The organism is Pectobacterium aroidearum, from assembly GCF_041228105.1.
Taxonomy (GTDB): domain Bacteria; phylum Pseudomonadota; class Gammaproteobacteria; order Enterobacterales; family Enterobacteriaceae; genus Pectobacterium; species Pectobacterium aroidearum.
Genome location: NZ_CP166097.1, coordinates 3,065,059 through 3,085,253 on the forward strand (window position 1 = coordinate 3,065,059; position 20,195 = coordinate 3,085,253).

A 20,195-nucleotide genomic window follows, 5' to 3' on the forward strand; every position below is an offset into this window, starting at 1 on the left:
ATAACCACCTTCACAAGTGAAGACAAATGCTTCACATGGCGTCGATGTTATTTGTGGAACAATGTTATTTGTCGATCTACGTTATCGGTAGATCCACGCTACCTATATAACTATGTTATCTGAACCCACTCGGACGGTGATAGGTGAATTATCTGCTTATTACCGCTTTTACGCTTCTTTGCATAAGGGCTGCACGCGCAGCCCTTATAATGGAGTGAAATCAATCAATACTACGCGCTATTCCATTGATGGCGGAGCCAATACCTCGCGGTTGCCATTGTGCCCAGGAGAGCTGACGATGCCCTGCGCTTCCATTTGCTCAACGATTCGCGCGGCGCGGTTATAACCGATACGGAACTGGCGCTGTACACCGGAAATGGATGCCCGACGCTTATCGACCACAAACTCTACCGCCTGATCGAACAGCGGATCGAGCTCTTCGTCGCCATCAAGGCCGAGGCTTCCTCCTTCAGCATCATCGCCACCGCTGACAATATTATCAATATATTGAGGACGACCCCGCGCTTTCCAGTCCTGAACGACGGCGTGAACTTCCTCGTCGCGGACGAAAGCGCCATGAACGCGGACAGGTATCGAGGAGTTAGGTGCCATATACAGCATATCCCCCATCCCCAGTAGCGACTCCGCGCCGCCTTGATCGAGGATAGTCCGTGAGTCGATCTTGCTGGACACGGTAAACGCGATACGCGTCGGAATATTTGCTTTGATCAATCCGGTGATAACATCAACCGAAGGACGCTGCGTCGCCAGAACCAGATGAATACCGGCAGCTCGCGCTTTTTGCGCCAGTCGGGCAATCAGTTCTTCAACTTTCTTACCCACCGCCATCATCAGGTCAGCAAATTCATCGACCATAACCACAATATACGGCAGTTTTTCCAGTACTGGCGGCGTCATATCCATACTGTCACCCGGCTTCCAGAACGGATCGGGGATCGGGCGTCCCATCGCGTTTGCCGTCATCACCCGTTCGTTGTATCCGGCCAGATTACGCACGCCAAGCGCCGACATCAGCTTATAGCGGCGTTCCATTTCACCGACGCACCAGCGCAACGCATTTGCCGCATCCTTCATGTCGGTCACGACTTCCGTCAACAAATGCGGAATACCTTCGTACACCGAGAGTTCCAGCATTTTCGGGTCGATCATAATAAAACGCACGTCTTCCGGCGTGGCTTTATACAGCATACTGATGATCATAGCGTTGACGCCGACCGATTTACCCGAGCCTGTCGTACCAGCAACCAGCAGGTGCGGCATTTTCGCCAAATCGGCAACGACGGGCTCGCCGGCGATATCTTTACCCAGCACAATTGACAGCGGCGATGGGTTATCGCGGAATTTGTCGCAATCCAACACCTCACGCAGATAAACCGTCTGACGATGTGCATTCGGCAGCTCCAGACCGACATACGGTTTGCCTGGAATCACTTCAACAATACGCACGGCGACAACCGACAGTGAACGAGCCAAATCGCGCGACAGATTCGAGATACGCGCCGCTTTTACGCCCGGCGCCAGATCCAATTCAAACCGCGTAATCACCGGACCTGGAGAATGATCGACCACATCCGCTTTAACCCGGAAATCAGCCAGACGCGCTTCAATTAGTCGCGCCGTCTGCTCCAACGCGAAATTATCAACAGGCGTTTCGCTGGCTGGCGGCGGAGTCAATAAATCCAGTGTTGGCAGCGGTGTAGTCGGCTTCTGCAACGGCTGTTCATTACGCATCAGGAATGGATGAATCAGCCCCTCCATTGCCGGATGATGCGTTGGCGCTGCTGGCCTGTCCTGTTGCGCAGCGTCTACCGACACTGAAGACGGTTGCGTTGGCTGACCAAACGTCAACGGGTTGCGTTCATTATCGTCGTCATCGTCACCAGCGTGCATCGGTGGAAGATCGGGTTCGGCACGATAAGATGGCTGCGTATACGTCGGCTCACTGAACGTCTGCGGCTCAGGCTCGCGCTCATTCTCCGCGCTAAACGGCGAGAATGAAAAAGCGTTATGCGATGCCACAGGCGTCGGTTGAACGGGTTCACTGACCGCAGGCGATGCTGTCGGAGCAGGCATCTCCTCATCGTACTGTGGTGCATTAGCATCATAGCGGGACTGCTGCTGCGCAGCGAAATCTCTGGCTAACTGTGCTTGCAGAAGCGCGTCTTCATCCTCTTCCTGTAACGGATATTCATCGCCATAACGCTGGCGCTGCTGATTCAGATACTCCTGCTGTAGTGCCGCTTCCTGACGGGCGATGTCATCAGGTGTTTCCTCCTGATAGATATCATTCGTCAATTCCGTTTCCGCACTCTCATTCTGCGCCTGCAGCCTTGCTTGTTCTTCAGCCAGCCGCTGCGACGGCAGTTTAATTCCGTACGACGCCAGTTCGCGGCGGGTAGGAATGCGCACCGGATTAGGGCGCGGCAGTTCTGGCCCGACGCCGCGTTTAATTTGCGGATTATCATCCCCATCAGCACTGAACGCAGGCATAAAGGTGTTGTTCGCGTTGAAATCCGTATCGCGTGCAGGCTGTGGCGGTTCAGCAAAGGGTTGAACCACCGGTGCCGCTACGATCGGCGGTACGACACGCTCTCCGTAACTATTGCCGTAAGGCGTATACGCACTGCTATGGAGTTCGGGCGACGTTGCGATCTCTGGCATCGCTGCGGGTGTTTCAGGGATTTCAAACGAATATAGCGGCGGATTCAGCGATGGTGCCGTATCAACCGTTGATGAGGCAACAGGTGGCACAGCAGCAGGCGCGGAATCAGACAATGGCGAGTCTGGCGCTGTCAATTCAGGGAATGTTGACCCTACCGCAGGCATTTCTGCTGAGAAAGCCGGTGGAGTAGCAGCCGACGCGTTTTCAGTTGAAGATGATGACGCCTCGATCTTATTCTCTGCCGCCGTATCGTTTACGGTATCGGCCACGGAAGGTGCAGAAAACAGAACATCATCGTCATCACGCTGTTGCGTTACCGCCTCGCCCGACGCTTCATCGTGGCGCAGGTTAAGCACATCGCGTTCATCTTCTTCTTCACGATCGTTTTCTTCGCGGTAGTCTTCATCGCGACGTGAACGGTTTGACATAAATGTCAGACAGCTCAACACGCCAGCACCAATTTTTTCAGCGATCGTTAGCCATGACCAACCGGTAAACAGCGTTAACCCGGCTCCCCACACGCACAGCAGAATCAGCGTCGCGCCCATACTGTTGAAACGCGGGATCATTGAACTACTCAACAGGCTTCCCAAAACACCACCGGAAGCAAAATAGTAGAGATCGTCAATATTCAACGCAGCCAGACCACAAGAGGTCAGGATCAGCGCCAATGTCCCAATTAAGCGAAGTGAAAAGGTAAAGTAGTCAATAGACTGGTGGTTATCACGCTGGCGGAAAGCAGCCCAGCACAGAGATAACATAATCGGCGGAATGGCGTAGGCCAGCACACCAAAAATAAAGAACAGCGTATCCGCCAGCCATGCACCTGCTACACCACCAAGGTTGTGAATCGGTTCATGCCATGCAGTCTGTGACCAACTGGGATCGGAAGGGCTGAAACTGAGTAGTGCGACACTGAGATAAACCGCAAAAAGTGCCACAACGATTAAAATCGCTTCAAGCAAACGACGTGTACCACTGAGCTTTTTCAGGGAAACGTCTTTATCTTCTGTATATTCCTGGCTCAAGAGTCTCTCCAGGGGCCTGTAAGGTTTATGACAAAGCGCCGAGAAAACCCGGCGCTGGGACTGTATAAATTCACAGGAGTGTAGCTGAATTTATCGGGTTTTGCACCCACACGTTTATCGCGTCTTAATAACCAGACGGTTGCTTTGCTTCACTTCTTCCATCACCACGTAAGTACGGGTGTCGTTTACGCCTGGCAAACGCAGCAGCGTTTCACCCAGGAGCTTACGGTAAGCAGACATGTCCGGCACGCGCGTTTTCAACAGGTAGTCAAAATCACCCGAAACCAGATGACATTCCTGAATTTCTTCCAGCTTCTGCACCGCAGCATTGAACTGTTCAAACACATCAGGCGCGCCGCGGTTTAGCGTTATTTCAACAAAAACCAGCAGTGACGCATCCAGATAATGTGGGTTTAGCAGCGCTGTATAGCCGTTAATGAAACCCTGTCTTTCCAGACGACGCACACGCTCCAGACAAGGCGTTGGCGACAGACCAACACGTTTGGACAACTCGACATTGGAAATACGCCCATCTTTTTGCAATTCGTTCAGGATGTTACGATCAATACGATCGAGATCTTTTCCTGGCCGTTTTTTAGTGTCTACCATTATTATTGTCTCTCTTCACTTTTCCCTGCACCCGCTTTACCCCGATAGACCTCATGTATCAGAGCTACCCTTAAAGAAGACACGCTGCCTATTTTGTATATCAAAAGTCATTAACTTCTCGTTCTCGCCCCACGTATTGCTCACCCGCGAAAAAGACCATCACGTCATATCCGTGGCCCAAAGGCCTACTACCTGCGCAAAAACGAATAAAAAGCCGAGCTTTTAACTGTTCACATACAAAAAATTTCCTCTTACCCAGATGTTTTCGCAAATGCACAGCCGATTGTCAAAGCAAAACAACGAAAATCAGAAGAAACTGCCAGATTGGATAAGCCAGAGCCACTCACCGAGATGACTTCAATCATTTTACTTATGAATATGGCTGATTTTTCAGCTATTTGTCGTCACCATCGTCATTAACGATTAAACAAATAGCCAGCAACTTTTCTGCATACTTTTTTTACTCCTGTAATTTCCTTACAATCATTCTCATTGTCCGTGGTAGAGACTGTTCATATGGACATTATCCACCGTCATGAAATGAGGAAAGCATGGGTACCGTTAAACATCACAAGTTATTGATTCTGGGTTCAGGCCCCGCTGGCTATACTGCCGCAGTTTATGCCGCACGGGCGAACTTACAGCCAGTATTAATCACAGGTATGGAAAAAGGCGGTCAGCTAACGACCACGACCGAAGTAGAAAACTGGCCGGGCGACGCCGATGATTTAACAGGCCCACTGTTAATGGAACGCATGCACGCGCATGCAACCAAATTCAATACCGAAGTGATCTTCGATCATATTGAACGTGTTGATTTGCAGAACCGTCCCTTCCGTTTATTCGGTGATAGCGACGAATACACCTGTGACGCGCTGATCATCGCCACTGGCGCATCAGCTCGCTACCTTGGCCTGCCGTCCGAAGAAGCATTTAAAGGCAAGGGCGTTTCCGCCTGTGCAACCTGTGACGGATTCTTCTACCGTAATCAGAAAGTTGCCGTGGTGGGTGGCGGGAACACTGCCGTCGAAGAAGCGCTGTATCTGTCTAACATCGCGGCAGAAGTGCATTTAATCCACCGCCGCGAGACGTTCCGTTCAGAGAAGATTTTGATTGACCGACTGATGGACAAAGTTAAAAACGGCAACATCATCCTGCATACCAACCGTACGTTGGATGAAGTGCTGGGTGATGACATGGGTGTGACCGGTGTTCGTATCCGCGATACGCAAAGCGATGCAGCGGAAGAACTGGAACTGGCTGGCGTATTTATCGCTATCGGCCACAGTCCAAATACGGCCGTGTTCGGCGGTCAGTTGGAACTGGAAAACGGTTATATCAAAGTGCAATCCGGCATTCACGGCAATGCGACGCAAACCAGCATTCCTGGTGTCTTTGCTGCAGGTGACGTCATGGACCACATCTACCGTCAGGCCATTACCTCTGCAGGTACCGGTTGTATGGCAGCGCTGGATGCTGAACGTTATCTGGACGGACTGACCGTCAATAAGTAATACGACACTGACACGGAGCGGCATCTGCCGTTCCGTTTTCTTCCTGCCGATTTGCCTTCCGCAACACAAAAATTGATCGCCTCCCCCATTTCCCTTCTCCTTTTCGTTTGCAGCGCGCCCCTGTCGCGGTAACATGGCGTCATTCTGCATGATAGAAGATAATTTTGTTAACTAACAGTTACATAAGAGTTATTTTCTGTTAAGTCCATTTCTGCAATATAACGAACTGGTGCCTGATGAAAAAAACCAGACAGCAAGAACTGACCGCCTGGCTGAAGCAGCAGAGTAAGCTGGCGCAACGTTGGCTACGTATTTCACTGCTGCTTGGGTTCCTGAGCGGTGCATTAATCGTGGCACAAGCCTGGCTGTTAGCGACGCTGCTTCATGCCTTGATCATCGAGCATGCTCCCCGTGAATCTCTGCTCTCCCCTTTTCTTCTTCTGATCGCCACATTTGTTCTGCGTGCGCTTAACAGCGTGTTACGCGAGCGTGTCGGTTTTCTATGCGGGCAAGCCGTTCGACAGCAAATTCGTAAGCTGGTACTGGATCGATTGCAACAGCTTGGCCCTGCCTGGGTACAAGGCAAACCTGCGGGCAGTTGGGCAACGATGATTCTTGAGCAGGTTGATGATATGCAGGATTATTACGCCCGCTACCTGCCGCAAATGTATCTTGCCGCGCTGATCCCGTTGCTTATTTTAATCACGATCTTCCCACTCAATTGGGCTGCGGGCTTGATTCTGTTTCTCACCGCCCCGCTCATTCCGCTTTTTATGGCGCTGGTCGGTATGGGTGCGGCGGATGCCAACCGACGTAACTTTCTGGCGTTGGCACGCCTGAGCGGACATTTCCTCGATCGCCTACGCGGGATGGAGACACTACGCCTGTTCCATCGGGGCGAGGCTGAAACTGAACAAATCCGCCACGCGTCCGAAGATTTCCGTAGCCGTACGATGGAAGTGCTGCGCATGGCATTTCTTTCCTCGGGCGTACTGGAGTTTTTTGCTTCCATTTCAATCGCTGTTGTCGCCGTCTATTTCGGTTTCTCTTATCTCGGAGAACTGGATTTCGGCCATTACGGTATGGGGGTGACACTCTTCGCCGGTTTTCTCGTGCTGATTCTGGCACCGGAGTTTTTTCAGCCTTTACGCGATCTGGGCACGTTCTATCATGCCAAGGCTCAGGCTATCGGCGCAGCGGAATCGCTGGTGACCTTTTTAGCCGAGGAAGGTGAAACTGTAGGCTTTGGCACCCAGACATTCAACAGTGATACCGCCATTGCCATTCGGGCAGAAGATTTCGTCGTCCTCGCGCCCAATGGCACACCACTCACTCAACCGTTGACGTTCGATATTCGCGCAGGCGAGCGTATCGCACTGGTCGGCCTCAGCGGCGCAGGAAAAAGCTCGTTACTTAATGCCCTGCTGGGATTCCTGCCCTATCGCGGCTCATTAACCGTCAACGGTCAGGCCCTGAACACGCTGACGCCTGAATCATGGCGTAAGCAGTTAAGCTGGGTTGGGCAAAATCCCCATTTACCGGAACAGACGCTGCGCAGCAATATTCTGCTGGGTAACCCGCAGGCCAACATTGTGGAGTTACAGCGGGCAATTGAGCGCGCCTATGTGCAGGAATTCTTACCACAGCTCCCACAAGGGCTGGAAACCACGATCGGTGACGGCGCAGCGCGCTTATCCGTCGGTCAGGCGCAGCGCGTTGCCGTTGCCCGTGCGCTTATCCATCCTTGCAACTTATTGCTGCTGGATGAACCGTCAGCCAGTCTGGATGCCCACAGCGAAGAGCTGGTTATGACGGCGTTAAACGACGCTGCACGTCACCAGACCACGCTGCTGGTGACGCACCAGCTCGCCGATATCACCGAATATGATGCAATCTGGGTAATGGACGGCGGTCGGTTAGTCCAACAAGGTGATTATCAAACACTCCGAGCCGAAGCTGGTCCCTTTGCGATGCTGCTGGCACAACGACAGGAGGCACTGTAATGGCTCAGAGAAAAACGATGCAGGTATTAAAACCGTTTCTGGCGCTCTACCGCCAGCACATCTGGCGCTTAAGTCTGGGCGTCGTGCTAGCTATTGCAACCCTGCTTGCCAGTATCGGCCTGCTTGCCCTCTCCGGCTGGTTTCTGGCTGGCGCCGCATTGGCAGGAATCGTCGGGCTGCTCACCTTCAACTATATGTTGCCTGCCGCAGGCGTGCGGGGTGCGGCGATTGCGCGCACGGCTGGGCGCTATTTCGAAAGGCTAGTCAGCCACGATGCCACATTCCGCGTTCTGCTGCGCTTACGTGTTTTCACCTTTTCTCGCATTCTGCCGCTCTCTCCGGGTGGGCTGGCACAATTTCGCCAGGCTGAGTTGCTAAACCGGCTTGTGGCGGACGTGGATACGCTAGACCACCTCTATCTGCGCGTGATTTCCCCCATCATCAGCGCCTTCGCCGTCATTCTTATTGTCTGTTACGGCCTGAGCTTCATTGACGCCACATTGGCGTTGACGCTTGGCACTATCATGCTGGTACTGCTGCTGTGCCTGCCGGTTCTATTTTATCGGGCAGGAAATGGCATCGGGCAGGATCTGACCGCGCTGCGAGCACAATACCGCCTTCAGCTAACGACCTGGTTGCAAGGTCAGGCAGAGTTGACTGTCTTCGGCGCGCTCGATCGCGTCCGTCAGCAGCTGGCGCTGGTGGAAATTAACTGGCTGCGCCGCCAACGCCAGCAGGCCAATCTTACTGGCCTGTCTCAGGCGGTGATGATTCTATGCAGCGGGCTGACCGTTACCCTGATTCTGTGGCTAGCGGCAGATGGCGTAGGCGGTAATCCACAGCCCGGCGCCTTGATTGCACTGTTCGTGTTTGCCGCGCTTGCCGCCTTCGAAGCGTTGGCTCCGGTCACGGTGGCTTTCCAGCATATGGGGCAAGTGATTGCTTCCGCCGCGCGGGTCGATCAAATCATTCGCCAGCCCGTTGACGTCACTTTCCCTGAGCGCGGGCCAGAAACGTCACGCGAGGCCGCACTCGACCTCTCACATGTGGGCTTCACCTACCCCGGTCAGCCACAGCCCGTGCTGCAAAACATTTCTCTTTCCATTAAACCGGGCGAACATCTGGCGCTGCTGGGGCGTACCGGGTGCGGGAAATCGACGCTATTGCAACTGCTGACTCGGGCATGGAATTGTGAATACGGGGACATTAGGCTGAATGGCCACGTCCTTGCCGATTGGCGGGAAGCCGACCTCCGTGCAATGATGAGCGTGGTCCCACAGCGTGTGCATATTTTTAGCGCAACGCTGCGTGATAACCTGCTACTGGCCGCACCAACGGCGCGGGACGAAAAACTGGCCGAGGTATTACAGCAGGTCGGGTTGGAAAAATTGCTGGAAAATGAAGGGCTGAATGCCTGGCTGGGAGAAGGTGGTCGCCAACTCTCCGGCGGTGAGCAGCGCCGTATCGCTTTAGCACGTGCCTTATTGCACGACGCGCCGCTTGTTTTGTTGGATGAACCGACTGAAGGGTTGGATGCAGAGACTGAAAAACGTATTCTGCAACTGCTACGCCAACACTGTGCTGATAAGACGCTGATTGTCATCACTCACCGGTTATACGGTTTAGAGTCAATGGATCGCATCTGTATTCTGGACGATGGCAAGGTGATCGAACAGGGCAGCCATCAGGCGCTAATGGCACAAAAAGGGCGTTATTGGCAATTCCGCCAACACGTTTAAGGCAAACTCAGTTGAAACACAACGTTTGAAAAACATGCGTCTATACCAACTATCACCTCAATCGCTTCAGTTTCCTGATCCGAACCATGCGTTGGATGACCCCAACGGCCTGCTGGCCGTTGGCGGCGATCTCTCCGTTGCCCGGTTAAAAGCAGCTTACCGACAGGGAATTTTCCCCTGGTTCTCTCCCGGTGAGCCTATTTTATGGTGGTCTCCGAATCCGCGTGCAGTGCTGTTTCCTGATGAACTCCATGTCAGCCGCAGTATGAAAAAGTTTCTGAAGCGCCATACGTTTCACGCCACGCTGAATCAGGCGTTTGATGACGTCATTCACGCCTGTGCCCATGAACACCATGACGGCACCTGGATTACGTCGGAGATTATCTCAGCCTATCGCCAGCTTCATTTGGCCGGCAAAGCGCACTCTGTCGAAGTATGGCAGGATGACAAACTGGTTGGTGGGCTATATGGCGTTGAACAAGGAAGATTATTTTGCGGTGAGTCGATGTTCAGCCGTACAGATAATGCGTCAAAATACGCGCTGCTGGCGTTTCAACAACATTTTATTTGCCACGGTGGTCATTTGATTGATTGCCAGGTGTTAAACGCCCATACCGCGTCGCTGGGCGTAAGTGAAATCTCTCGCGATCGCTTCCTGCAACAGCTTTCTCAGTGGCAGGATCTCGCCGTCGACGACGGCTGCTGGCTCCCCCAACAGCTCGCCGAACCGACGCTATGACAGAGAAAAACGGGTAAATAATCCCCCAAACGTGAACGCTTCTTTACATAATGGCGGTTTTTCGGCATTATCTTGCGGTTAAAAAATAAAGGTAGTTAGACCTAGAGGATTCGATGGCCAAAGAAGACAATATTGAAATGCAAGGCACCGTGCTTGATACGCTGCCCAACACCATGTTCCGCGTTGAATTGGAAAACGGGCACGTGGTTACCGCTCATATCTCCGGTAAAATGCGTAAAAACTATATCCGCATCCTGACGGGTGACAAAGTCACTGTAGAGTTAACCCCGTACGACCTGAGTAAAGGCCGCATTGTCTTCCGCAGCCGTTAACCGGTTCGCCCATCGCTGATAACAGCGATATACGAGGATGTGACACCCTCCCCAGCCCTTCCCTTCATGGCAAGGGCTTTTGTTTTTGGGAGAGAGTCTGGCAAAGGGGTATAAAAAAGGGATGCCTCAGCATCCCTTTTAGGTATCAAACGATATTGATTAATTAACGCTTTCCGCTTTCCGCTTCTGCGCACTCTTGAAGCCGTAGGTCAACTGCTGCGTCTCTTTATCCAGTTCTACCGTGACAGAACCACCGTCTACCAGTGAACCAAACAGCAGCTCGTTGGCCAGCGGTTTCTTGAGGCTTTCCTGCATTACGCGCGCCATCGGTCGGGCACCCATCGCTTTGTCGTAGCCTTTTTCTGCCAGCCAGTTACGCGCTTCATCACTGACTTCCAGCGACACGCCTTTCGCATCCAGTTGCGCCTGAAGTTCTACGATAAATTTGTCGACAACCTGCTGAATGACGTCAGTCGACAGATGGTTGAACCAGATAATGCCATCCAGACGGTTACGGAATTCCGGCGTAAATACCTTCTTGATCTCTTCCATCGCATCGCTGCTATTGTCTTGATGGATGATACCGATGGATTTACGCTGTGTTTCCCGCACGCCTGCGTTGGTGGTCATGACGACAATGACATTACGGAAATCCGCTTTACGGCCATTGTTGTCCGTCAGCGTACCGTTATCCATCACCTGCAACAGCAGATTAAAGACGTCCGGATGCGCTTTCTCAATTTCATCCAGCAGCAGCACCGCATGAGGATGCTTAATCACGGCATCCGTCAGCAGGCCGCCCTGATCGTAGCCCACATAGCCCGGAGGCGCACCAATCAGGCGGCTGACCGTGTGGCGCTCCATGTATTCAGACATATCAAAGCGCAGCAGTTCAATATCCAGCGCTTTTGCCAGTTGTAACGTCACTTCCGTCTTACCGACACCGGTAGGACCCGCGAACAGGAAGGAACCAACCGGCTTACGCTCCTGACCCAGCCCTGCTCGGCTCATCTTGATAGACTCAGAGAGCGCTTCAATAGCCTTATCCTGTCCAAACACCAGCATTTTCAGGCGGTCGCTGAGGTTCTTCAGCACATCGCGATCGCTGGCGGAGACGGTTTTTTCTGGAATACGGGCAATACGGGCGACAACAGATTCGATGTCACTCACATTAACCGTTTTCTTCCGTTTGCTGATTGGCACCAGACGGCTGCGTGCGCCCGCTTCATCGATCACATCAATCGCCTTATCCGGCAGATGACGGTCGTTGATATACTTCACCGCCAACTCTACCGCCGCACGAATCGCTTTCGACGTATAGCGAACATCATGGTGAGCCTCATACTTCGGCTTCAGACCATTAATGATTTGTATGGTTTCTTCCACGCTAGGTTCAGTGATATCGATTTTCTGGAAACGACGCGCCAGCGCACGATCCTTTTCAAAGATATTGCTGAACTCCTGATAGGTGGTTGAACCGATGACGCGGATCTTGCCGCTGGAAAGCAGCGGTTTAATCAGATTAGCGGCATCAACCTGACCGCCGGACGCAGCGCCTGCGCCGATGATCGTGTGAATTTCATCAATGAACAGAATACTGTTTTTATCTTGTTCGAGCTGTTTCAGCAGCGCCTTGAAGCGTTTTTCAAAGTCACCGCGGTATTTGGTGCCTGCCAGCAGCGCACCAATGTCCAGCGAGTACAGCGTGCATTCCGCCATCACTTCCGGTACATCGCCCTGCACAATACGCCAAGCCAGCCCTTCAGCAATCGCGGTTTTGCCCACGCCGGATTCGCCGACCAGTAGCGGGTTATTTTTACGACGGCGGCACAAGACCTGAATCGTGCGCTCCAGTTCTTTATCCCGGCCAATGAGCGGATCGATACCGCCAACGCGAGCCAGTTGATTCAGATTGGTGGTGAAGTTTTCCATACGATCTTCCCCTCCTGCCTGTTCTTCATTGACGGGATTTTCAGGGTTCGGCGCCTGATCGGTTTCTTCTTTACGCGTGCCGTGGGAAATAAAGTTCACCACATCCAGACGGCTGACGTCATGCTTGCGCAGCAGGTAGGCAGCCTGAGATTCCTGCTCGCTAAAAATCGCGACCAGAACGTTAGCGCCGGACACTTCGCTGCGGCCGGAAGACTGCACATGGAAGACGGCGCGTTGGAGTACGCGTTGGAAGCTGAGCGTAGGCTGAGTTTCTCGCTCGTCGTCACTTTGCGGTAATGTTGGTGTGGTCTGCTCAATGAACGCTTCCAGTTCCTGGCGCAGCGCGGCTAAATCTACCGTACAGGCTTCCAATGCTTCACGGGCGGCTGGGTTACTGAGCAGTGCTAACAGCAGGTGCTCCACGGTCATAAACTCGTGTCGGTGCTCACGCGCTCTGGCGAAAGCCATGTTGAGACTGAGTTCCAGTTCTTGATTGAGCATAGGCACCTCTCCCAATAAAACGCCTGACTTCAGGCTTTTTCCAGCGTACAGAGCAGCGGGTGCTCGTTTTCTCTGGCATAACGATTGACTTGTACGACCTTGGTCTCAGCCACTTCAGCGCTGAATACGCCACAAATCGCTTTCCCCTGATAATGCACGGTTAACATAAGCTGTGTGGCACGTTCAATATCATAAGAAAAGAACTTTTGCAGAACGTCAATAACAAATTCCATCGGGGTGTAATCATCATTATTCAACACCACGTTGTACATGGATGGCGGCTGCAATTTTTCTTTCTGTTTATCGGCGGTCAGGTTCTCAGATTGTGACCACGTACTGTTGTTTCCCATTCTCTATCCACATCTTGTAACGAATACCGCGGCGCGCGAATTCGTCTGTTTATTCCCAATAGATTCGAGAAGCAGGAAATGCGCGCCTGCGACTTGAAAGATGACGGGTATCTCTACATTTACAGTATCACGTCTACTTTTTATTTTACCACCTGAGGGAATAAATGGTTCCTGGAAAGCAAAATTCAAGGCCTGTAACCGATATCTTGAGTACGCAACGCGATCGTCGGTTCATCAATAGCGTTATCTGCATCAAACTTTGACAAACTCCCCTCAACACCACGCGGTGGATCGCTTGACGCCGGGATCGATTTCACTAAAGTGTACGGATGAATTGATGGGGTTTTAATCAATTCGTATTCGTAGTAACCAAATAACCACACCTTACTGAAAAGAATACTCTTGCGAAGGATGTCAATGCATGGAGACAGGTACTGTTAAATGGTTCAATAATGCCAAAGGGTTTGGTTTTATCTGTCCAGAGGGGGGAGGTGACGATATTTTCGCGCACTACTCAACCATTCAAATGGATGGCTACCGGACTCTGAAAGCCGGACAGGTTGTCAGGTTTGATGTTCATCAAGGGCCGAAAGGTAATCACGCTTGCCTGATCGTCCCGCAAGTCGCCGAGGCCGCATCCTGATCCCTTCGACACCCTACACGTTTACTCAGAATACCTACGCTAAACCGTAAAATGACTATAATGCGACAAATGCCGTTCAGCACACTGAACGGCATTTTTATTTCTGTATCACGCTAATCCGCACGTCCGCGGGCCAACCACAGGACGCGGGAGAACATGCTGCGTATAAGCGGTGGGATTGCATCGCTGCCCATCGCTGCTGCCTCCATCGCCACCTCAATCGCCAGATCGGGCTTGGATGAACGATGAATCGCCTTGATGATGATTTTGTGCATCGATAGCGGCACTTTCTCCGGCAACTGCGCGGTGCGGTGATACACGTGACTGAACCCCTCACGATACATATAGTGTTCCATGTCCGATGCGGGCAAGACGGTCAGATGATCTCGCTCGCTCTCGTCCTGAACGGTTAACATACTTTTCGCCGTCGCTGCATACTTTTTCCCCGCGTCGTCGCCATCGACCAGCACATGCCATTCAATCCCCATACGCCGTGCAAACCTCAGCAGTGGCCGGAGCCCGGATTGGGCAAACTCAATCACCTTCACCCCTTCCGCCTCAAAATGGTGCCCACATTGTCGTGCCAGTTCATTCAGCATCCAGACTTCGGTTTCCCCCTCCACCAGCAGCCAGCAGCGTGCGAAAAGTGAAGCGGGTCGATTCAGACGAATATGAAACGCAATGCGCCGACTGTCTTCCGCACTCATGCCCTGACGACCAATGCGATATGTCGCAACCCGTGACGATTCCCGCACCAGACGGCACACGTGCTCCATCGGCACCAGCGACAGCAGCTCTCCCGAATTCGTTGTCGTGACTTTTTGGAGCGGCAACTGCACCAGAAGCCCCCAGGCGACGGATAGCATAATCGGGTGCAGGCGGGTTTCGGGGTCTTCAATCAGCAAAAGCGGACGGGCATGCGGATCCAGCGCTACCGACCCTTTCGCCTGTAACAGCGTAGAAAATAGCTCCAGCAGGATAATGCGCCGGCTGCGGCTATTTGGATCGGCAACCAGGCGGTTGATATTGTCCAGCGAGCGCCACGATTTACCATTGTGTGCTCGCGCATGACGATGATGGCGTCGGTCGTTCCCCGTGGCATTCTGCTCGGAAAAATAGTGCTCCAGTAATTGCCGCATCGCCACCAGACCATGCCGCAACTCTTTATCCGTCAGCTTCTGCGGATTTTGCGCCAGCTCGCGCATCAGTTGCTCAAACTGCTGGGCCAGCTTTTCATTACTGTTATCTAACGTCGCCGCCAGCGTTCCGGAACGCAGACGCCGCATAAAACGCGCGTCGCGCAGCCGCAGCACCGGATGCAGGCGGATAATCTCTCTGGCCAGTTCATCAATATCATCCAGCGGTATCGGGTGCCCGTCGGCGTCCAGAAAGCTACGCCAGGTGAAAACCGACTGGCTTTCGTCCACCTCACCTTCCAGCCGATAGAAAATGCGGTATAACGATGCCTCGCCTTCCACCCAAACAGGGCTAAGCGAACGGTAGCGCGGAGATAAATGGTGGCCAGGTGCGGTTTCACAAAACGTGAAAATAATCTGAAGATGCTTTTCCCGACTATTTTCATCCCCCGGAGTGAAGTGAAAATCCTGCATATCAAAATGATAAAGCGGCAATGTCGGTGCCAGCAGCAGCGAGAGCGCATCCAGCAGGCTCGATTTCCCCCAGGCGTTCTCACCAATCAGTACGTTATTCTCGTCCAACGCCAGCGACAGACGATTGATTCCCCGAAATCCCAGGATTTCAATACTTTCCAGATGCATCCTTCTCTCCTGTAGCGGCTGCCTGCGGTTTTCTGCTGCCAGAATGCCCATCATAGAGAACATCCTGCCAGACAGCGCTTTACTCACTCCGATAATTTGTTTAATTTTAATAAATTATCGTTTTTCTTCCCGCCAAGTGTAGCCGATGAATCCCACGATGTTGTCAATGAACGGTTTGTGTTTCCGCCGTGTCGATGTCTATCGGGGATAGAAATGAAGAAGAAAAGCCTCACTGTCTGACTACGGTAGCCCCAGCTCATCCTAAAATACGGGTTAGCGCCGTTTTTCTCGCGTAAGGACATCAATTCTGTGATGTATTCAGGATTATTAATTATTTTATTACCGCTCATCATTGGCTATCTGGTGCCGCTGCGCGCCAAAAAAACATTACAGTTGATTAACCAACTGCTGAGTTGGATGGTGTACGTTATTCTGTTTTTGATGGGAATAAGTCTGGCCTTTCTGGAAAATATCAGCAGCAATTTGTTACTGATCTTTCGCTACACCGCCGTCTTCGCCATCTGTATTGTCGCGGCAAACGGTGTTGCCCTGTGGTTATGGGAAAAGCGCAGTGCGTGGCGCAGCAAGTACAAAGACGATACCCCACCTTCCCGACTGCGTATGATCCTTGAATCGTTCAAACTTTGCAGCGTGGTATTCGGTGGTTTTTTACTTGGATTAACGCACTGGTCAGGGTTCACCTATGCCAGCAAAGGCAGCGAATATGCCCTGATTTTTCTGTTATTCCTGGTGGGCGTCCAACTGCGTAACAGCGGGATGACGCTGCGCCAAATCGTATTAAACCGTCGCGGTCTGGTCATCGCTCTCATCGTCGGTATCAGTGCGCTGGGCGGCGGACTGCTGGCCGCGTGGGTGTTGGGGCTGCCGCTGAAAACCGGTCTGGCGATGGCATCAGGCTATGGGTGGTATTCGCTGTCTGGCATTCTGCTGACCGACGCGCTTGGGCCCGTCATCGGCAGCGCGGCGTTTTTCAACGATCTGACTCGCGAACTGCTGGCTATCATGCTCGTTCCCGCGCTGGCACAGCGTAACCGTTCCTTTGCGTTAGGGCTTTGCGGTGCGACCTCGATGGACTTCACTCTGCCCGTTTTACAGCGCAGCGCGGGCATCGATATCGTACCTGCGGCTATCGTACACGGTTTCTTATTAAGCCTCGCCGCACCGATACTGATGGCGCTATTTTCCTCATAAGCACACACTAGACGTTGTTTCTCCCTGCTTTTATGGGCCGTGATTGAGAGTGATTTTCATTGCCCATCACCAAAATTGCGCTAAATCAAATTTACCTAAAGTTGCAGTAAAAAAGCCTTTTTACCTGCCTCGGCTGACACTATGCTTTAAACAAGCATTTTAAATGCAACTTAAAAAAGGAAGTCATTATGTTTTGTGTGCAATGTGAACAAACGATTCGTACCCCTGTTGGAAACGGCTGCTCTTACGCTCAGGGCATGTGCGGCAAAACCGCAGAAACCTCCGATCTGCAAGACCTGTTGGTCGCTGTGTTGCAAGGGCTTTCTGCCTGGGCGCTGAAAGCGCGCGAGCTGGATATCATCGATCACGATGTCGACAATTTTGCACCACGCGCCTTCTTCTCTACATTGACCAACGTAAACTTCGATTCCCAGCGCATTATTGGCTACGCACAGGAAGCCATCACACTGCGTGAGTCTCTGGCGGTTCGCTGCCGTCTGCACGATGCCACCGCGACCGTGGATCACCCAATGGCAGCGCTGCAACTGGCTGGCAACGATATTCCAACCTTACTGCAACAGGCGGCGGATTTTGCGCTGGACAGCGATAAAGCTATCGTCGGCGATGATGTTCACGGCTTGCGCATGCTCAACCTCTACGGCCTGAAAGGCGCGGCGGCCTATATGGAGCACGCACACGTTCTTGGTCAGTATGATGACGCTATCTACGCCGAATATCATGCTTTCATGGCATGGCTGGGCACACAGCCATCCGATGTTGATACCCTGCTGAACAACGCTATGAGTATCGGTAAAATGAACTTCAACGTCATGGCAATCCTCGACCGTGGCGAAACCGATGCTTACGGTAACCCACAGCCGACTGCGGTTAACGTTCGTCCGATTGCAGGTAAAGCGATTCTGATTTCCGGCCATGACCTGAAAGACCTGCGCATGCTGCTGGAGCAAACTGAAGGGACAGGCGTCAACATCTATACGCACGGCGAGATGCTGCCTGCACACGGTTACCCAGAGCTGAAAAAATTCAAGCATCTGGCGGGCAACTACGGCAGCGGCTGGCAGAACCAGCAGACAGAATTCGCCAAATTCCCTGGCGCGATCGTCATGACCTCTAACTGCATTATCGATCCAAACGTCGGTAACTACGGCGACCGCATCTGGACGCGCAGCATCGTTGGCTGGCCGGGCGTGAACCATCTGGAAGGCGACGATTTTAGTCCAGTGATCGAACAGGCACAGAGTCTGGCTGGCTTCCCGTACAGTGAAATCGAACACATGATCACCGTCGGCTTTGGTCGCGAAACTCTACTGAGCGCCGCCGACACCGTGATCGATCTGGTCGCACAGAAAAAACTACGCCACGTCTTCCTGGTTGGCGGATGCGACGGTAGCCGTGAAGAACGTAGCTACTTCACTGACTTCACGCTGAACGTTCCACAGGACTGCCTGATCATGACGCTGGCCTGCGGTAAATACCGTTTCAACAAACTGGACTTCGGTACGCTGGAAGGCCTGCCGCGTCTGCTGGATGTCGGCCAATGTAACGATGCCTACTCCGCCATTATTCTGGCCGTCAAACTGGCAGAAAAACTGGGCTGTGGCGTAAACGACCTGCCGCTGAGTCTGGTGCTGTCGTGGTTTGAACAGAAAGCGATCGTCATCCTGCTTACCCTATTGTCCCTCGGCGTGAAGAACATCTACACCGGGCCGACGGCTCCGGGCTTCCTGACGGACAACCTGCTCGCCATTCTGAACGAGAAATTCGGTATGCGGGCGATTACCACCGTTGAACAGGACATGAACACCATTCTGGCCGCTTGATGAATTAACGCGGGCGGAGGAGCGCATTCCTCGGCACGCCGCGTGAGGTGTTAGCACTGCACCTCACGCTAAGCCCAATCTTTATGGGCTGCTTTTTTACACGCTTCACCGTATCCGTTTGTTATGGAGATTGACTATGACCATGCCCGCACTACAGACAGTGCCAGTACCACAGACGGGGCCGACGCCGCTTTGTTCTAACCGCATGCAGGTGCATTCCATTACGCAGGAAACGCCCGATGTCTGGACGATTTCACTGGTTAATCATGATTTTTATCCGTATCAGCCGGGTCAGTATGCGTTGGTCAGCATTGCTAACAGCGCGGAGACGCTGCGGGCTTATACGATTTCTTCTTCACCGGGCCTCAGCCGCTTTATTACCCTGACGGTAAGAAGATTGGACGACGGTATCGGCTCCCGCTGGCTGACCCAAACGCTGAAAGTCGGTGATTACCTGTGGCTGTCTGATGCACAGGGCGAATTTACCTGCGCTAACGCGGTCAGCGATCGCTACCTGATGGCGGCGGCAGGCTGCGGCGTCACGCCAATTATGTCAATGTGCCGCTGGCTGCTGGCAAACAAGCCGCAAACCGATATCCACGTAATTTTCAACGTACGCAATCCGTTGCAGGTGATCTTCGCCCGCGAATGGCAGGATCTGGTGCAGCGTTACCCGCAGCAACTGCATCTGACGCTGATGGCAGAGTTTAACGCCGCACCCGGTTTCCTTGCCGGACGTATCAGCGGCGACCTGCTGGCCGAACACGTGCCGGATATCGCCAGCCGTACCGTGATGACCTGCGGTCCAGCCCCCTACATGAACCAGATGGAAACCCTGAGTCAACAGCTTGGCGTTGCCTCAAACCGCATCTTCAAAGAACAGTTCCGCCCGGCAGATGACATGGTGGACGAGGATGCAGATCAACTCACGTTGACCATCAGCCGTCCGCTGAAAAATCTGCGCGTTCCGGTGGGGATCAGCCTGCTGGCTGCACTGGAAGCCAATAAGGTGCCCGTTGTCGCTGCCTGCCGCGCCGGTGTTTGCGGAAGCTGTAAAACCCGCGTACTGTCTGGTCAGTACACCACGACCAGTACCATGACGCTTACCCCCGCCGAGATCGAACAGGGCTATGTGTTGGCCTGTAGTTGCCAGTTGCAAGGCGACGCCGTTCTGGCCTGATACGCTCCTCGCTTTATCCCCTTCTGCCTGCTAGCGTGAGCTATCGGGCAGGTAGGCCATGTTAAATACGCGTTGCTTTCAGACGAGTATCAATGCCACTCTTTTCCTCAC

At 52.8% G+C, this 20,195-nt stretch carries 14 protein-coding genes; 9 read left to right on the top strand and 5 right to left on the bottom strand.

Annotated features, from left to right (window positions below; translation table 11 throughout):
• Nucleotides 1-237: 237 nt before the first annotated feature.
• Both AB8809_RS14020 and lrp read right to left on the bottom strand, forming a co-directional pair.
• Complete coding sequence (locus tag AB8809_RS14020; RefSeq protein WP_349856366.1) at nt 238-3,711, bottom strand: DNA translocase FtsK 4TM domain-containing protein; 3,474 nt, start codon at nt 3,709-3,711, stop codon at nt 238-240.
• Between the two features lie 114 nt (nt 3,712-3,825).
• Nucleotides 3,826-4,320, bottom strand: coding sequence for a leucine-responsive transcriptional regulator Lrp (gene lrp / locus AB8809_RS14025; protein ID WP_010277211.1), 495 nt, complete (start codon nt 4,318-4,320; stop codon nt 3,826-3,828).
• A 551-nt stretch (nt 4,321-4,871) separates the two neighbouring features.
• Between lrp and trxB the strand changes: the two genes are divergently transcribed.
• The 5 genes from trxB to infA all read left to right on the top strand — a co-directional run bounded on the left by trxB (nt 4,872) and on the right by infA (nt 10,647).
• A complete protein-coding gene (trxB, locus tag AB8809_RS14030) occupies nt 4,872-5,834 on the top strand; it encodes a thioredoxin-disulfide reductase (protein WP_015839971.1) in 963 nt (320 codons plus the stop codon).
• A 236-nt stretch (nt 5,835-6,070) separates the two neighbouring features.
• Entirely contained in the window at nt 6,071-7,837 is a 1,767-nt protein-coding gene (gene cydD, locus AB8809_RS14035; RefSeq protein ID WP_349856367.1) for a cysteine/glutathione ABC transporter permease/ATP-binding protein CydD, read from the top strand.
• A complete protein-coding gene (cydC, locus tag AB8809_RS14040; RefSeq protein ID WP_349856368.1) occupies nt 7,837-9,576 on the top strand; it encodes a cysteine/glutathione ABC transporter ATP-binding protein/permease CydC in 1,740 nt (579 codons plus the stop codon). Before cydD ends, cydC begins: the two co-directional genes overlap by 1 nt.
• Before the next feature lie 34 nt (nt 9,577-9,610).
• A complete protein-coding gene (aat, locus tag AB8809_RS14045) occupies nt 9,611-10,315 on the top strand; it encodes a leucyl/phenylalanyl-tRNA--protein transferase (RefSeq protein WP_349856369.1) in 705 nt (234 codons plus the stop codon).
• Nucleotides 10,316-10,428: 113 nt separating this feature from the next.
• Nucleotides 10,429-10,647, top strand: a complete 219-nt coding sequence (gene infA, locus AB8809_RS14050) for a translation initiation factor IF-1 (RefSeq protein ID WP_002211347.1) — start codon at nt 10,429-10,431, stop codon at nt 10,645-10,647.
• Between the two features lie 159 nt (nt 10,648-10,806).
• Here infA and clpA read toward each other — a convergent pair whose 3' ends face one another.
• Nucleotides 10,807-13,080, bottom strand: coding sequence for an ATP-dependent Clp protease ATP-binding subunit ClpA (gene clpA, locus AB8809_RS14055; RefSeq protein WP_015839967.1), 2,274 nt, complete (start codon nt 13,078-13,080; stop codon nt 10,807-10,809).
• Nucleotides 13,081-13,109: 29 nt separating this feature from the next.
• The gene (gene clpS / locus AB8809_RS14060; RefSeq protein WP_005967385.1) at nt 13,110-13,430 is read right to left on the bottom strand and encodes an ATP-dependent Clp protease adapter ClpS; all 321 of its coding nucleotides are present in this window, start codon (nt 13,428-13,430) and stop codon (nt 13,110-13,112) included.
• Nucleotides 13,431-13,851: 421 nt separating this feature from the next.
• Here clpS and cspD point away from each other — a divergent pair, with 421 nt between their 5' ends.
• Entirely contained in the window at nt 13,852-14,073 is a 222-nt protein-coding gene (cspD, locus tag AB8809_RS14065) for a cold shock-like protein CspD (protein ID WP_010277240.1), read from the top strand.
• Between the two features lie 113 nt (nt 14,074-14,186).
• On the opposite strand, the gene AB8809_RS14070 is transcribed toward cspD, so the two are convergent.
• A complete protein-coding gene (locus AB8809_RS14070; protein WP_349856427.1) occupies nt 14,187-15,851 on the bottom strand; it encodes an ATP-dependent endonuclease in 1,665 nt (554 codons plus the stop codon).
• Between the two features lie 312 nt (nt 15,852-16,163).
• On the opposite strand from AB8809_RS14070, the gene AB8809_RS14075 reads away from it, so the two are divergent.
• From AB8809_RS14075 to hcr, 3 genes are all read left to right on the top strand, one after another.
• Nucleotides 16,164-17,063: a lysine exporter LysO family protein gene (locus tag AB8809_RS14075; protein WP_180776990.1), complete on the top strand. Its 900-nt coding sequence runs from the start codon at nt 16,164-16,166 to the stop codon at nt 17,061-17,063.
• A 188-nt stretch (nt 17,064-17,251) separates the two neighbouring features.
• A complete protein-coding gene (hcp, locus tag AB8809_RS14080; protein ID WP_256554750.1) occupies nt 17,252-18,904 on the top strand; it encodes a hydroxylamine reductase in 1,653 nt (550 codons plus the stop codon).
• Between the two features lie 136 nt (nt 18,905-19,040).
• Nucleotides 19,041-20,084 (top strand): NADH oxidoreductase, encoded by a 1,044-nt coding sequence (hcr, locus tag AB8809_RS14085; protein ID WP_349856370.1) that lies wholly within the window; start codon nt 19,041-19,043, stop codon nt 20,082-20,084.
• The last annotated feature ends 111 nt before the right edge of the window (nt 20,085-20,195 follow it).